Here is a 15,135-nt window from a genome sequence, read left to right as displayed (position 1 = left end):
CAACCAGCTTAATTTTATACCATTCAATATCAAAACGATTCAAATGATATGAAATGGTATCAAAAGCATAGGGAGACAATTGTCGAGGTCATCTGTTTGTTATTCATTACCCTCTTTGCTTATGCCGGAATCACCAAACTCTTGGAAGGGCATCTGTTCTATGATAACATCAGAAACTCCCCATTGCTTGGGGGCAAGGCCATGGCTTCTTTGGCTTCTTGGACCGTACCGCTATCCGAATTGGCTGTTGCCCTATTATTGCTTTGGAAAAAAACCAGATTGATAGGTCTTTACGGGGCCGCAGTCCTGATGCTCCTATTTACCGGCTACACCCTGGCCATTGTATTTTTTGCTCCCTATAGGCCCTGTTCGTGTGGGGGCGTTATCTCGCTACTGTCCTGGGAACAGCATTTGGTGCTCAATGTGATATTGCTCCTGTTGGCCCTACTGGCCATATGGTACTCCCTCAAACATAAAAAAAAATCCATGGGACAAGATCCATCAAAGCCCTTAGATGGCCATGGGGTCTAAACATTAAATGTAAAATAATGAAGATATTTTGTTGCGCAGCAAGAGCAGGGGGAAGACCGAAAACCTGTACAAAAGAGTAGGCACTTACTATTAATTAAAATTATATTATCATGAAAAAGTTAAAATTGATTTTACCGATGTTGGCATTTGTTTTTGCCATTGCACTGTCGTTTGCATTTGCGAACAAATCAGCAGACAAGGATATCTATGACACCAAGTACATCTTGGTACAAGCACCCAACGGATGGGCAACTATTGATGTCTTGTGCAACCCGGATAATTCCGATTGTACAGTAGAATTTTCCGAAGAACCAGGAACCGAATATAGGGTTTATGACGAAAAGGATACTTCTAAGCCAACCGAGGGTGATGGTCAGATTATAGAATTAAATGGATCGGCACCGGATCCTGACTGATTTTATAATCCAGATTAAAGGGAAGGGGGGCGCATTGAATGCCCCCTTTCTTTCTTTCTTTCTTTCTTTCTTTCTTTCTTCAAAATACCATATTAATGCATCCTCTTGGCGGGGAGCATTTTAAACTCAAGTGGGTTGCCCTTTAACAGTCTTTTTGCCAAGATTTCGATATCCCTTGGTGAAATGCTTCTTATATATGCTTGCCGCTGTTCTAAACCACCCCGGGGCCATGAGGTTCCATACTTGTAATAATCGTATATCATTTTTGATGTTTCGCCTCTATGGTATTTTTTCCTTTCCAGATAATCCACTCTTTCCAACTTAAACCTTTCCAATAATTCCACATCTGCGCCATTATTTTTAAACGATCGCATAAATTGTTTGGCCGCCTTTATCAATTGTTCTACATCTTCCGGACTGGCCCCAAATTCTACATAGACCTCATTGAACAAACGGTCCTTATCAAAATTACACACTACTTTTATTGTATAAATGCCCTCATTTTCAATGGAATTAAATCGCATTTCCTGCATTATTGAAAAGTTCATCATGGACTGTAAGAGTTTTAATTTTAGATCTTGTTTCCAATCCAAATCTCTTTCCGTCAAATTTGAAATATATTCCAATTGCACCTTAACTTCTCGGTCAAATTCCCTGGCCACCACAACTTTTTCTTGGGGTTTTGGCAATTTGAACTTCTTTGTATTTTTAGGAATTTCACTTTTTGGCTGCACATTCGCTGTAGGTAAATTCCCCAAATACTTCCGGCAAAGGGACAATACTTCTTCTTCGGGAAAATCCCCTGTAAAAATAAAAGTGAAATTCTTGGCATTGGCAAAAAGGGTCCTGTATATCCCATATGCACGGTCCAAGTTGGTATTTGGCACCCCCTCCAAAGCCTTGGTGCCTTTGGGCAAAAAGGTACTGTCTCCCAACTTCAGTTTAATGAAATTCTTGAAATCTTCGGAATTGATGGAATGCAATGCATGGGATGACCGAGTCCTAAGCTTCCAATCCTCAAAAGCCAGACTATCCTTGTTGGGCTCCGTGAAATACAAATAAACCAATTGAAACGCCGTTTCCAGATCCTTTCCGGACGTACTTCCCCTTATTCCAGCTTCATCATACCCTATATAGGGCGCTACCTGAGCGTTGTATCCGTTTTTGGCAAAATATCTTTTCAACTCAAACCTATCCATTCCACCTACTCCCGAATTGTAGACAATGTCCGCTGCGTTCATTGCTGAAAAATAGTCACTTCCGGAATAGCAGCTTAGGCCCTTGGAAGAAAAACCGTGAAAACTCAGTTTATTTCGTTCCCGTGGTACAAGTACGGCATCAAATGGTTTTAATACTACTTTTATCCCATTGCCCAATGTGTATTCCGAGGCTCCGGGAATGTCCACTTTATTTTTCTGAAGAGTACTTGGCTTTAGGGTCTTTATGAAAGATGCTTCCATCAACTCCTTGGGTATCTTTGGAGGACTATATTTGGTAATGGGCAAATTATTGGCTTCAGAAATCCATCCCCTTATTTGCTTTTCAGTATAGGACAAGGCCCTGTGCCCGGATGGTGACAGCATAATAATATCCAGTTCTTGAGGATCTGTTTTGATATATTGCCTCACAAAAACGTTCAGTTCGTCCAATGTTAGGCCGTCCATCATATTTTTTAAAAGGGCCATTCTATTTGCGGGCAATATTTTATCATAAACAAAATGATCCACAATATTATCTTCCCAAAACATTTGTTTCATAGTATCAGCTTTGGACAAAGACTCCAAGTATTCTTTCTTGAATCTTGTAAATTCGGGTTCCGAAAAGCCATTGGTCCTTACTTCCTTCAAAAGCTGGATCGTTTTGGACAGTGTCCCTTCTAAAGTACCTTCTTCCATGGTAATATGTAATTTAATGCCTAGGGAAGATGGTAGGGCCATATAAGGGGACACGGTATAAGGGCTGACGTAATAATCCTGTTTCTCCTTTAACCTATTGTTCAAAATGTCGATTAAAAGGTGTCCTTTTTGTTCCTGTTTCAATAATTCCAGCCCATTTTTACCCAGATCTTCCCTTTGGCGCATATAAATACGCATATTTACCGCTTGTCTTTTGGATTCCTTTGTAGTCAAGCGATGCTCCCTATTCATAAATTGGGGAGGGGAATTTCTATAAGCCCCGAATGCCCTGATCGGGGAACGGGGATTTTTAAGGGGTTTGGCCCTGGAGAACTTGTCCTTTATTTCTTTTTCCAGGGCATCTACATCTACTATATCGCCTACAACGACAAGGGCCATTAATTCTGGACGGTACCAATCATCATAATACCTCCTTAGAGCATCGTAGGGAAAGGTATTTATAAATTGGACAAAATCGGCAGGTCTATCGGCCCCCCTGCCCATCATCGTACTTTCCAGATCGGTCAAAATGGATTTGGCACCGAATCCACCTCGTATCCCTTTTTCATTGAGGATTACCGAACGCTCACTATCAATATATTCTTTTTTGAGGTCCAAATCCCAGATAATATCATGGAAAAGCTGAAATGCAATTTTTAGTTTCTCCTTAGTGTCTACGGAACTAAAATAATATTGTGTAAAATCAAAAGGGGAATTGCCATTGATTTCACCAGACCGGAACCCCAATTCATTGGCTTTGGCCATTGTCATATGTTTCCCTGCCTTGAATGCGAGATGTTCCATAACATGGTCCAGTTCATATTGGTCCGCATCCTGGACCGCCGAACCGGCCTTTACCACAAGGCGCAGGGACATTTCAGAGCTGCCATCACCTGTGGGTTTTATATAATAGGTAAGGCCATTGGAAAGTTTCCCGTGCCGTATACTGGGATCAAGGGGCAGCGTATCCTTAAAGGTCTTGGAATACATAGTAACTGTACTCCAAAAGAAAATATTGATCACTAGCATTAAAATGCCCTTTCCCATTCTATGATTATTCATTGTAACTTCGTAAAGATTAGTAACCATCGTTTTGTTCCAAGTTTGGGTTTTTGTCTATTTCGCTTTCAGGTATTGGGTATAGCCCATCTGAAGGCTGCCAGGATGTTTTTATACTTCCCAAAACATCCGATGCCCTTTCGGTTCGTTTAAGGTCTAGCCATCGATGGCCCCATTCGGTAAACAATTCCCTGCGGCGCTCCAAGTGAATGGAATCCAATAAAGCGGACCTATTAATTCCAGGTGCAATTACCGAGAGCTGTCCAAGATTGGCGCGTATCCTTATTTTATCCAAGTCACTTATGGCCTCGGGTATTTTACCCAACTGAGCGCGTGCCTCGGCCCTTATCAGATATTGTTCTGCCAATCTCAGTACCATGGAGTATTCCGTTATTTCATCAGCGCTATTTACTTTGTACTTGAACGGATAGTGGTACACTTCATCTTCAGTGTCCAATTTCCCTATCCAATGTTCCCGCCTAATGTCCACATCGGCATAGGACCCTATCAGATCTTTGGTCAATGCAACCGGTTTTTGGGAATCGGGGGGAGGACTTGTCAAGATCAGGATACGGCCCTCATTGGTAGTATAACTGAGACTTCTCCCGGCGGGGGTTATCTGCCAAATGGCCTCCTTGCTATTGGCCAAAAAAACTTCATCCAGATTATTGAGGAGATCAAAATTTGAGATGTTCCCAATAACTTGGGTACTCGCCGCTTCTGCTTTTTCCCAATTTTCCCGGTACAGGTATACCCGTGCCAGCAAGGCCAACGCAGTATACTTATTGGGACGAATTCTTTGGCCGTCCAAAAAGGAATCCCCTAGATTGCTTATGGCCGTTTCCAGATCGGAGATTATGGATTCATAGATTACTTGGGCATCCGAACGGGAGGCCAAGGCATTTGTTCTGTAATCCGGGGATAGGATCAGGGGCAATTCCCCATAAAGATTCACCAGGTAGAAATAGACAAATGCCCTAACAAATGCCGTTTCCCCCAACAACCTTAGCTTCATTGTAGATGAAACCCCATCATATCTTTCGAGGCCGTCCATTACGGCATTGCACATATAGATAATATTGTAGGCACTGGACCACAGTGGCAAGTTATACGAGTTTTCGGCCATTATTTCGTTTTCGCCGAATTCTAACAGTTCATCGTTCAACGCCGTAGTCCAAAATTCGTCCGCTGAGAGTCCGCCCAAAAGGGAAACGGAACGTAGTCCGCCATTGGAAAAATCCGCTTTAAAAAGTTCGTTATAGATACCTGTGACCGCACTATTGGCGGTTTCATCGCTTCCGAACACCGTTTCGCTTACTATTTTGTTATCAGGTACATCCACCTCCACAAAATCCTCACAGGAAGTTTGTGCAAAACAGATACCTATCAAAAGGGTATACCATATATTTTTCATGTTCTTGATTTTATAGGTTTAATTGAATACCACATGTAATGGTTCTTAACGGGGGTACGCTACTTCTTCCCCCCTGCGGGTCCAATCCCTGATAAGGGGTAATGGTCAGGAGGTTCTGTGCCCGGACATACACACTCATTGCACTTATTTTAATTTGTTGCAGTACCGCTTTGGGCAAATTATAGGATAGGGACACGTTCTTTAATCGTAAAAATGCGGCGTCCTCCATTCCATAAGAACTACTGGCGGCCCTACTAAAGGCCGTACGGGCAGCACTTGACTGGGATAATTTCTGGATATGTGCATTATCGCCAGGCTCCTGCCAGGTGTTCAAAAAATCCACTGGTCCGTTTCCGTAACGACCAGGTGAAGGAGCTCCAAATACATTTCTTAAATTGTCCTGGTCAATGTACTCGAATAGGAACTGCAAGGAGAGACCCTTATACTGTAAATGATTGCCAAGACCGCCATAATACCTCCTTCCCCTGTTTATTATTACTTGCCTATCCTCGCTATTGTACCTTCCATCTTCGTTGATGTCCACCACCCGGTACAGACCGGTTTCGGGATCGATGCCGTCATATTGATAGACCATTGAAATGTTCAATGGATAACCTACCTTATATTGATTGTCATAGGAAGTCTGCCCAATATTATCGAATTCTAAAAGCTTATTGTCCGGGAAGGTTACATTGATGGAGGTACGCCATGAGAAGTTTTTGGTCCTAATGTTGACGGTTTCCGTTTGCACCTCCCAACCGGAGTTCTGAACCAGTGCCGGAAGGTTGGCCTGAACCGATCCGAATCCCGTAATGAATGGCAATGGAAAGCCTACCAATTGATTGGAAGAACGATTTCTATACCAGTTCAATTCCAGATTTATGCGGTCGTTTATAAAGCCTAACTGTAGCGAAGCCTCCAGTTTTTTGTTCACTTCCCAGGAGTAGTCGGGATTGTACAACTGGGTAGGGTACAGCCCGCCTACCCCATCCGTGGCCTCATAGGCATCCAAAAATCCGTAGTCCGGGATCTGGTCGCTCCCGGTAGTCCCATAACTTCCCCTAAGCTTTCCAAAACTCCAGAAAGGAACATTTTCTTGAACACCCCTCTTTTCGCGGAATATCCAGGCCCCTCCCAATGCCCAGAAGTTCGAGAATCGCCGATCTGGACCAAATCTAGAGGACCCGTCCCTCCTGCCCGTAAGGTTCAGAAAATACTTCCCGGCCCAATTCAGGCCCAAACGCCCAAATAGTGCCCCGTACCTATACTCCGTATTATCATCGCCCAAAACCCTGACCTCGTTGGCCGCGCTCAAATTGCCCATTAAGCTTTTGTTGGCATAGCCCGTGCTCGAAACATTCAGATAACTGTTCCGATTGTCCTGGAAGGTGGATCCTATAAGGGCATCCATGCCCAATTTGCCCCAATGCCGTTGGTACATTAATTGTGGTTCCACGATCCATGATAGCCTATTGGTAGCACTTTGGGCCGTTCCCAAATCTATTTTATCCCATCTTGCAGGGTTGTAACGTTCCCTGTAATATCTTATCATATCCTCACTGTCCAGTTTGGAATATCCAAGATTGACCTTGAGGTCCAATCCCTGTATAATGGTATAGGAGAGGGCCATATTGGCAAGCAGATTATTTGCCCTTATGTCCTGGGGCTGTTCCAAGACCGCCAAGGGATTGTCCACCACCCAATTCTCCCAATTGAGACTGCCATCTCCCTTATAGATCGGGGGTGCATTAGGGGGTGCGGTAAGAGCATAGTTTATAAAATTGGAACCATTGAAAATGCGATTTTTATCTACCCCATAATTGGCGGAAAAATCCAATTTAAACCTGTTATCTTTAGATCTATGGTTAAGGTTTATATTGGCCGTGGTCCTCTTATAGTCAAAATCCTCTGGAAAAACGGAACCTTGGGCGCGGAATGAGCCCCCAAAACGGTACGAGGTATAACCATTGCCCCCTGAAACCGCCATATTCACATCTGTCATTGAAGCAGTACCGCCAAAAAGTGTTTCCTGCCAATCCGTATAACGGTTTTGGTCCCATAACGTGAGTTCGGGCGCGTATACATCCTCCTGCGTAAAACCATCATTTTCTATGGCCTTTCTTCTAATGGCGAGATATTCCTCAGTGTTCAAAAGTTTAACCTTGTTGGACACCTCGGATATTCCGGAATAAAGACTAAGGTCCAAGGAGGTCTCACCCTGCTTGTCATATCCTTTTTTCGTAGAGATCAGTATTACCCCGTTGGCCCCTCGCGAACCATAGATGGCGGTGGCATCGGCATCCTTAAGTACCTCTATGCTTTCTATATTGGCATGGTTCAAGGTATTCAAGGGATCTATTCCTGTGGAAACGGTCAGCGAACCACCACTTTGTAAGGGTGTGGAATTAAGGGGGATTCCATCCACTATATAAAGTGGATAATTACCATCATTTCTTAGACTATTGGTGCCCCGTATGCGTATGGTAGGTGCCAGGCCGGTAATACCTACCCCCTGCTCCACTTCCACCCCCGCCATGCGGCCCTGCAGGGCCTCTAACGGACTTACAATGGGTTGCGGCTCAATTTCCTTGGCCGTGACCCTACTGATGCTCCCGGTGCGTTCCTTTTCCTTTACCGAATAGTAACCGGCATTGACCTCTACCTCTTGAAGCTCGGTGACCTCGGACTCCATCTGTACGTCCAGGGTGGTCCTACCCAAAACGGGAAGTTCCCTGTTGTGGTAGCCCAGATAGGAAAAGACCAGGATATCGGTATTGTTTACCAAAAGAAAGTACTCCCCTTGGAGGTTGGTAAAGGTACCCGTATTGGTACCTTTAATAAGTACATGTACCCCGGGCATGGGGCCGTAGTCATCGGTAACGGTACCGGAAATTTGTTGCTGTTGTGGCAGCAGTAGGTTGGGTGAAGTCTTAAAACAATGCCCATGGGGGAAATGGGCAAAGTATGGTGGGGGGACTAAAAAGCAGATAATTAGCAGGCAAATATGTAGCATGCCCTTATACTCAAGATTATTTTTCATAATTTTGAAGATTAGATGAAACTTAGTTTTATTTAGTACAGGCCTTCCAAACTTGTCGGTCAAACAGGGTTTGGGAGGCTATTTTTGTATATGTTCTATGTCATAGGCAATGGATTTTATTGATTGAACATTATTATTCTTTAGAATATCGTAGTGTTTAACCTTTGATCCGTTGATTTTAGAGGTTCATTGATGATTTGTGTATTATTTCCATATCTACTTTCATTTTTCATTTCTTTTGCTCGCCCAAAAGAAACGAAACAAAGAAAAAGGCGCCTTCTCCGATGAATTTTTTCGACAACTAGGTCGAAAAACCGTAAGCGCAACTCCGCGTCGCTCATTAATTCGCTCCTGCTCCGGAGCTTTCGCTAACTATTCCGCGGATAAGGAATCTTGGCTACGCCAGCTGATGTAAAAAATTAAACACTTTCAGTACCAGGACTTATAAGATTTTCGTCATCTCAAAATCTAGGATCTGTGCAAAGTTGACCCTACTCCATTAGCTATTGGTAATACAGCTAGCGGGCAATGGGCTAACCTAAGGTTATAAGGCTGCTTTGTCGTTATTTGGCCGGATGCCAAAAAATATGTGGATCGTGATTATGGGATAAAAGGATTTTCGAGTTCCGGAATAATGGGTACAACACAAATCCCATAATAAATGAACCGGTTTACGATTTTTAAACCAGTTCAGTGCAAACCTATATTGGGTTCTTGGGCTTTTTGGTAAAGAGAATGTCGTACACGGTATGCTGCAAAAGAACGGTAAGTTGCCCAGTGGCCGTTTTACCATTTAAGTTACATAAGGTGTGTTTCATAGCTCTTTTAGCCTTTTGGTTACTGCTTGCAAAACTTCCAAATAAAACAACGCTCAGATAAAGAGGGTTATATGCCTCTTTAAGATCCATGAACTGGTTTAGTACGCTGTGATAAGAAAACCCATGCCCCGGGTCATGGGCATCTTGCTTATCATCCCGTGCATCAAGTTACCAGTTTTTAGACCGGGAATCCAAGCGACTGCTTCCAGACTAATTCAAACAAAGAAGAATCGCAAACATATGTTACTGAGACAAATATAGTAAAATATATTAATCGTTCGCTATAGCGAACAGATATTTTTTAATTATTGATTTGATTTGGGTGTGATACTTTTTTATGATAAATAAAACGGACAAAAATGAGATTAATAAGGCCAATGCTTTGGTCAATAAGTATTTGTGTTCGTTTATATTTGAAAAATTCCTAATTAAACCAAAAAATCAACTTGGTATCGAAATAAGTCAGAACCAATATGCCAAATTATGTGGGTTATCTTCATCGACTATTTCTAAGTTAAAAGAGCCTAAAGGATATGACATACCATTGTCTACTATTTACAATATATGTAGACACGAACAGTATTCCTTACAAAAACTTTTCAAAGAATTTGAATCTAAGTATGGAGTAAACATTCCAATTTAAAATATACAATATCATTTAATAGCAATTTTTTTCAAGATTTATAAATAGCAATGGGCGTAATTAGAAATGTTCTAAAAAGGTAATGCTACAATATGTAGTCACCTACTGGCCGTCACCTCAATTATTTCTTTTAATAATTCATAATTGTTTTCTTCTAGTAGATTTATATTACCAGAAGTGGCACTTTTTATTACAATGTCTGTTTTGCGTAAAGTTTCAATCATAGGCATGATTTGAGAACTATAGTTATTAAAGAATCTAATTAAATCACCTTTGCAACATGGTATTTTATAACCACTTTGAGAACTCAATATAAGAATTTTGCTATCCCTTAATTGTCCAATTATTTCCCTACTAAAGACTCTTTTGTTGAAATTAATATCTCTAATTTTAATCCTATCGATTATTTCATCGGAATAGATATATTCAAAAGGATCAAGTTTGAATCTATAAATTAGATAGTTCAGACAAATCAATTGATTTTTTATTTCTATCTCTGTGCTTTCTTGATTAGCATTAATATATTCATTAATTCTAAAAAATATAAAGTCAACTAGTCCTTGATTATAATTTTCATCTTCATTTTCTATTTTACGTAATAATTTAGGAGGATTTTCTGGCCATTCTCTTAGGTGTAAAATATGGCGGTTTAATACCTTAGGTATTTCAAGACTTCTTTGTTCTATCTTTTCTGGTTCGTAACATTTTGCAATACTTCCGGTAATAAAATCTGCTAGCTGAATTAGGGGTTCGGACTTACTATCTGAAAACTGAAATTCTGGACCTCTAAATAACTCAGTTTGATTGTGATTACTTTCAACGTAATTTATGAATCCTTCCATGAATTGATCCGTACCATGATTATCAGCTACTAGTTTTAAATAAGGATAATAATCATATAATTCGCGGTCTAATAATCCATTTACATATTTGAAGAAACTATTTCTGAACTGTAAACCGCTGTTTTCGAAAATTTTTCTTTTATCTACAATTACACTGTAAATCCTAAAGTCAAGATTTGAAATATCTTTTAGAAAATTTATTCTTTTATCAATATCTCTAAATGCCTTTGCGTTAGATTTAATTTCTGGTGCTTGTGTATAGTTACTTGCAATTTTTTTAAATTCTTCACGAATTTGCTGAATTGATCCTTCATCAATTATAATTGCGCTAACGATGAAAAAGGTTGTTACACCTACCTTTTCAAAGTGTATACTTTTATCGCCAAATTCATCTATGAATCCTATCTTTTTACTCAAAATTTTATTTTCGGATTACATTTTCAATTATAGTTCTAATTTAGTAAATCTTTTTGTTGGCCTAGTTAATAGTTAAGGGGCTTTTTACCCTTTTTATCAATTATCATAGGCGTGTTGGGCCGGGCTTATTCTACTAGTCTCTAATTTTTTTCTTGAAATGATCTAGTATGAATATCGAAAATCAATTACACATGCTTCTGTCTACATAAGATTTATTTCCATTAGAATTAATATAATAACAACCACCTCTTGGACCTCTATAATAGGTCCTAGAATTGTAGGTTTTTCTCGTAGTACTGTTATAGTTAGTAGAAGGCGAAACTGACTTTATTGAAGTGCTTAGGTCAGGCCCATTTGTATTCAATACTTCTTTTTCCAAGAAAATCCTGTGTACAAATCCAGTCTTGTTTCCAATTTCAACTTTCATATAATCTCCATAATGGCCAACAACAATAAGCCTTGCATTTTTTTCGAAATTGTCTATGATGTTAGAAGTGAATTTTGGAGACTCCATTAATTTAGTTAATCCTTTACAAACATATATTTCTCCGGATTCCGTGGAAGTTATATTGGATTTGTTAAATTTCAGTTTGTTTAGTTCAACGTTGCAAAAATCCAACGAATCCTGCAGAATTTTTATTTTTTGCTCAATTAACTTCTTTTTCCCTTCTAATTCTGCCAACTTACTACTTTGGGAAAAACTAGCTGTACTAAATATAAAGTAACATATTAAAACTGTAAATTTCCACATAATAATTTAATGCTTTGGTCAATACTCGTGTATTGAGTTTATTCAAGCAGCTATTCTCTCTACATCCTTAATTAATTGTAATTTGTCATAGGCTTGTTAATTAGAAACATTCCATTACTCCTATCAGAGTCAACCTAGTATCATTGGGGGAAGTAGGGCTAATATAATGTAAATACTTTTATACTTACGAAATTATAATGAGACTCTTAAACAATTTTGTTCACTTTACTACATCAGCCTTTTGGGAGTCGAAGGAATGAAATTCAAGAGGAATTGCCATGTGTAGACCTCTACAGTAAATAACGAATAATATCCAAGTTGTTTGAGTTTGTACAGCCAGACTAGTTACAGAAAATTGACACTCAAAATTATACACCCCAAAATCAACATTATAAACTGATAAAAAATAAAATATTAACTTTAGGGAGCTTGATTAGTGCTTTTCATAGGATACATTGTTACCTGTAGTTTTTTATTCTATTTTATCACTTAGTTTGCCCAATGATTCTTGAATCTTTCGAATTTCAATTTTAATGGATCTTATGTCAGACGAGCTACTAGCCACGAAATTTTCAATTTGGTTTTCAATGTTTTCTGTTTCGGCTCGTGTATATCGAATTATGCTGTCTGTCTGTGACTGTACACTTTGAAGGTTTCTTTTTGTTGAATTTAGCTCTTCTCCCGATTTTAAAAGTGAATTATTAAACAAATTGAACTGCTTTTCATTTAGTGTAAATGGCTCTTGCTTTTTACTTGATATGAAAATATTTATTGCAGTACCTATGACAAAAATTAAGATTGTTGCAATCAAAGTATACCTACTATACCTTAAGGATTTATTTCCTGATTCTAAAGACTTTGAAGCTAGATCTAAACTCGTTAAGCTACTTTTCAGGGACTCGTCCGCTAGCTTTAGGTTTTTCTTGGAATATTCAATAGACTCAATGTGCTTGAGGTCGACTTCAGTTTTAAAGTCATTCTTTTCAAAGTCGATTAAAGACTGATTGATTAGAATTGTCTTTTTCGAGTATTTAAGTAAAGAGCTTATCGCTTCTTGGTCATTTATTCTACTCGAAATGTACCTGTTTCCATTAATCAATCTGCCAAATCTTGAGTTATTAACATTTGGACTTTCTTGGAACATAAATAACATTCCTTCTTTTTCCAAATCACGCAATAGGTTAATATATAGCATCATTCTCCAAGAAAACTCGCGAGCAAAGTCAGTAAACAGATTTTGGTTTTGATTATACAGATTTTGGTCAAATCTATATTCCACTTGTTTGTTGAAGTAGTCTAAATAAACATCAGTATTGTTGAGTTCTCTATCGACTACATTAGCAAGAAATACGTTGTGTGAGATTCCGGAAATTTTAACTAATTCTTTCACAAATGACTTTTCTTCTGTCGATAGTGTTCTCATATTTTGGTCTTATGAATCTGTTTTTTTAAAATTACAGGTAACGGTCTTGTATATGAAAAGTAGCGGATTTTTACGCACTAGATTTTCAGTTTATAAATGACCTTTATTTTATTATTTATCTTTCGTTTAAGCACCTAAACCGCTATTTTTTATATACGTTGTGCCTGTTGCACAAGTTATGAAAAATTAATATTGGCTTAATATTAAAAATAGGTCGATTTTGTAACTTATGGTATGCAAGGAAAAAAGACCTATCAAGAAAAGCTTTTCAATAATTTTCGATTAAGCGATCGAGTACCAAGAGAGAATTTTTATAGACGCTTAAAAGGTGCTATAGCTTTAGATTTTCTTTATCCGATGACCAAATCCTTCTATGGTTCCAGTGGTCAAAAGAGTATCGATCCCGTTGTGTTTTTCAAGCTCTGTTTAGTGGGATATTTGGAGAACATCATCAGTGACCGCAAGCTTATCGAGCATTGCAGTATGCGGTTGGATGTTCTTTATTTCATCGGTTATGATATTGAGGAAGAGCTGCCTTGGCATTCCACCATCAGCCGTACCCGGCAGTTGTTCCCTGAAGATGTGTTTGAAGCGGTTTTTACCAAAGTGTTTACTCTTTGTGTGGAAGTCGGAATGGTCAGCGGGCACACTCAGGCTATTGATAGTGCACCTGTAAAAGCCAATGCCTCTATGGACAGTTTGGAGCTTAAAGTACCTGAGGAAGAATTGGAATCTCACCTTCGCAAGGTGCGCCACATCAGTGCGATGGATAAAGAGCAGCCTTTTCGCAAGAGTAAGGGTGATAGGTCAGATAAAGGTCAGCGCAGTATAACCGCCAATAAAAAAGAACTTCAGGCCATTACTACTCGCAACAAGCGTTGGAGCAAAGATCAGGATCAGCGTCCCGGAGCAGGGAACAAAGGGAGTAAGTACACTAGCAATAAAACGCATTACAGCCCTACCGATCCTGATGCTCGCATCAGTGTCAAGCCTGGCAAGGCCAGAAAGCTTAATTACCTGAGCCAGCTTAGTGTGGATACCGGTCATCACGTGATTACTGATATTAGAGCGTATCATGCTGATGGAAAGGACAATCAACAATTACCCGATATAGTAACCAGATTAAAGCGACGCTTGTGGCAACAAGGCTTGGTTTGGGAGAATTGTGTAGCTGATACCGGGTATAGTTCTGGAGAGAACTATGCATTATTGGAACGTCAGGGACTCAAGAGTTTTATCCCTCCCCACGGAACTTTTAAAGGCGGCCCGGACAATTTTACCTACGTCGAAAATCAGGATCATTACCTGTGCCCACAAGGAAAAGTAATTCCTTTTACTAAAGAGTTTAATGACTATAGAACAGGAACCCAAAAAAAGGAATACCGTGCCCGTAAGCACATTTGTATTGATTGTCCTATACGCAGTAGTTGTCTGGGCAAAAGCGCACAGGAAAAGAAATTTAGTGTCACTTATTACCGAGCAGAATACCAGCGTAACATCGCCAGGGTAGAAAGCCCTCAGGGCAGGTATATGAAAGGCAAACGGCAAAGCACCGTAGAACCTGTCTTTGGAACCTTGACCCAGTTTATGGGACTTGGAAAGGTAAATACCATTGGACTAAAACAGGCAAACAAGTGTATGCAGCTCTCCGCCATTGCCTACAACCTCAAAAAGTATCTGAAATTCACGCAAAAACGAGTAAAAAGCGGAGCAGGAATGATCGACTTGTTTTTTGTTCTGAAAAACAGACCGACAGCAGTCGATAAATCCGTTTTAACGGGTATGAATTTGGTCTAAAACCAGGTGATCAAAAAAAGAAAAACCGCTTAGAGCGGCTTATTTGAGTTGGTAATTTTACATTTTACAGGCTTGTGCAACGGTTACCG

At 39.8% G+C, this 15,135-nt stretch carries 10 protein-coding genes; 3 read left to right on the top strand and 7 right to left on the bottom strand.

From position 1 onward, the window contains the following. Positions 1-48: 48 nt before the first annotated feature. Positions 49-531: a MauE/DoxX family redox-associated membrane protein gene (locus B9Y87_RS21325; RefSeq protein ID WP_085500975.1), complete on the top strand. Its 483-nt coding sequence runs from the start codon at positions 49-51 to the stop codon at positions 529-531. 110 nt (positions 532-641) lie between these two features. Continuing rightward, complete coding sequence (locus B9Y87_RS21320) at positions 642-947, top strand: DUF6520 family protein (RefSeq protein WP_072861202.1); 306 nt, start codon at positions 642-644, stop codon at positions 945-947. A 92-nt stretch (positions 948-1,039) separates the two neighbouring features. Here the strand turns inward: B9Y87_RS21320 and B9Y87_RS21315 are convergent, their stop codons facing one another. From B9Y87_RS21315 to B9Y87_RS21280, 7 genes are all read right to left on the bottom strand, one after another. Beyond that, a complete protein-coding gene (locus B9Y87_RS21315) occupies positions 1,040-3,904 on the bottom strand; it encodes a M16 family metallopeptidase (RefSeq protein ID WP_176225703.1) in 2,865 nt (954 codons plus the stop codon). A 16-nt stretch (positions 3,905-3,920) separates the two neighbouring features. After that, positions 3,921-5,315 (bottom strand): RagB/SusD family nutrient uptake outer membrane protein, encoded by a 1,395-nt coding sequence (locus B9Y87_RS21310; RefSeq protein WP_085500973.1) that lies wholly within the window; start codon positions 5,313-5,315, stop codon positions 3,921-3,923. Between the two features lie 10 nt (positions 5,316-5,325). Beyond that, positions 5,326-8,355 (bottom strand): SusC/RagA family TonB-linked outer membrane protein, encoded by a 3,030-nt coding sequence (locus B9Y87_RS21305; RefSeq protein WP_245808772.1) that lies wholly within the window; start codon positions 8,353-8,355, stop codon positions 5,326-5,328. Positions 8,356-9,056: 701 nt separating this feature from the next. Further along, on the bottom strand, positions 9,057-9,263 hold the full coding sequence (locus tag B9Y87_RS21300) for a hypothetical protein (protein ID WP_085500972.1): 207 nt from the start codon (positions 9,261-9,263) through the stop codon (positions 9,057-9,059). Between the two features lie 651 nt (positions 9,264-9,914). After that, positions 9,915-11,075 (bottom strand): DUF3800 domain-containing protein, encoded by a 1,161-nt coding sequence (locus B9Y87_RS21290; protein ID WP_176225702.1) that lies wholly within the window; start codon positions 11,073-11,075, stop codon positions 9,915-9,917. 181 nt (positions 11,076-11,256) lie between these two features. After that, a complete protein-coding gene (locus tag B9Y87_RS21285) occupies positions 11,257-11,757 on the bottom strand; it encodes an SH3 domain-containing protein (protein ID WP_139827308.1) in 501 nt (166 codons plus the stop codon). A gap of 541 nt (positions 11,758-12,298) precedes the next feature. Next, positions 12,299-13,249: a hypothetical protein gene (locus tag B9Y87_RS21280; RefSeq protein WP_085500968.1), complete on the bottom strand. Its 951-nt coding sequence runs from the start codon at positions 13,247-13,249 to the stop codon at positions 12,299-12,301. 234 nt (positions 13,250-13,483) lie between these two features. Here B9Y87_RS21280 and B9Y87_RS21275 point away from each other — a divergent pair, with 234 nt between their 5' ends. Beyond that, positions 13,484-15,046 (top strand): IS1182 family transposase, encoded by a 1,563-nt coding sequence (locus tag B9Y87_RS21275; protein WP_085500967.1) that lies wholly within the window; start codon positions 13,484-13,486, stop codon positions 15,044-15,046. Positions 15,047-15,135 lie beyond the last annotated feature (89 nt).

Origin of the sequence: Arenibacter troitsensis (assembly GCF_900177645.1) — a bacterium.
Lineage (GTDB): Bacteria > Bacteroidota > Bacteroidia > Flavobacteriales > Flavobacteriaceae > Arenibacter > Arenibacter troitsensis.
The sequence above is the reverse complement of the archived record's forward strand: the minus strand, read 5'-3'. Positions and strand labels throughout refer to the sequence as shown.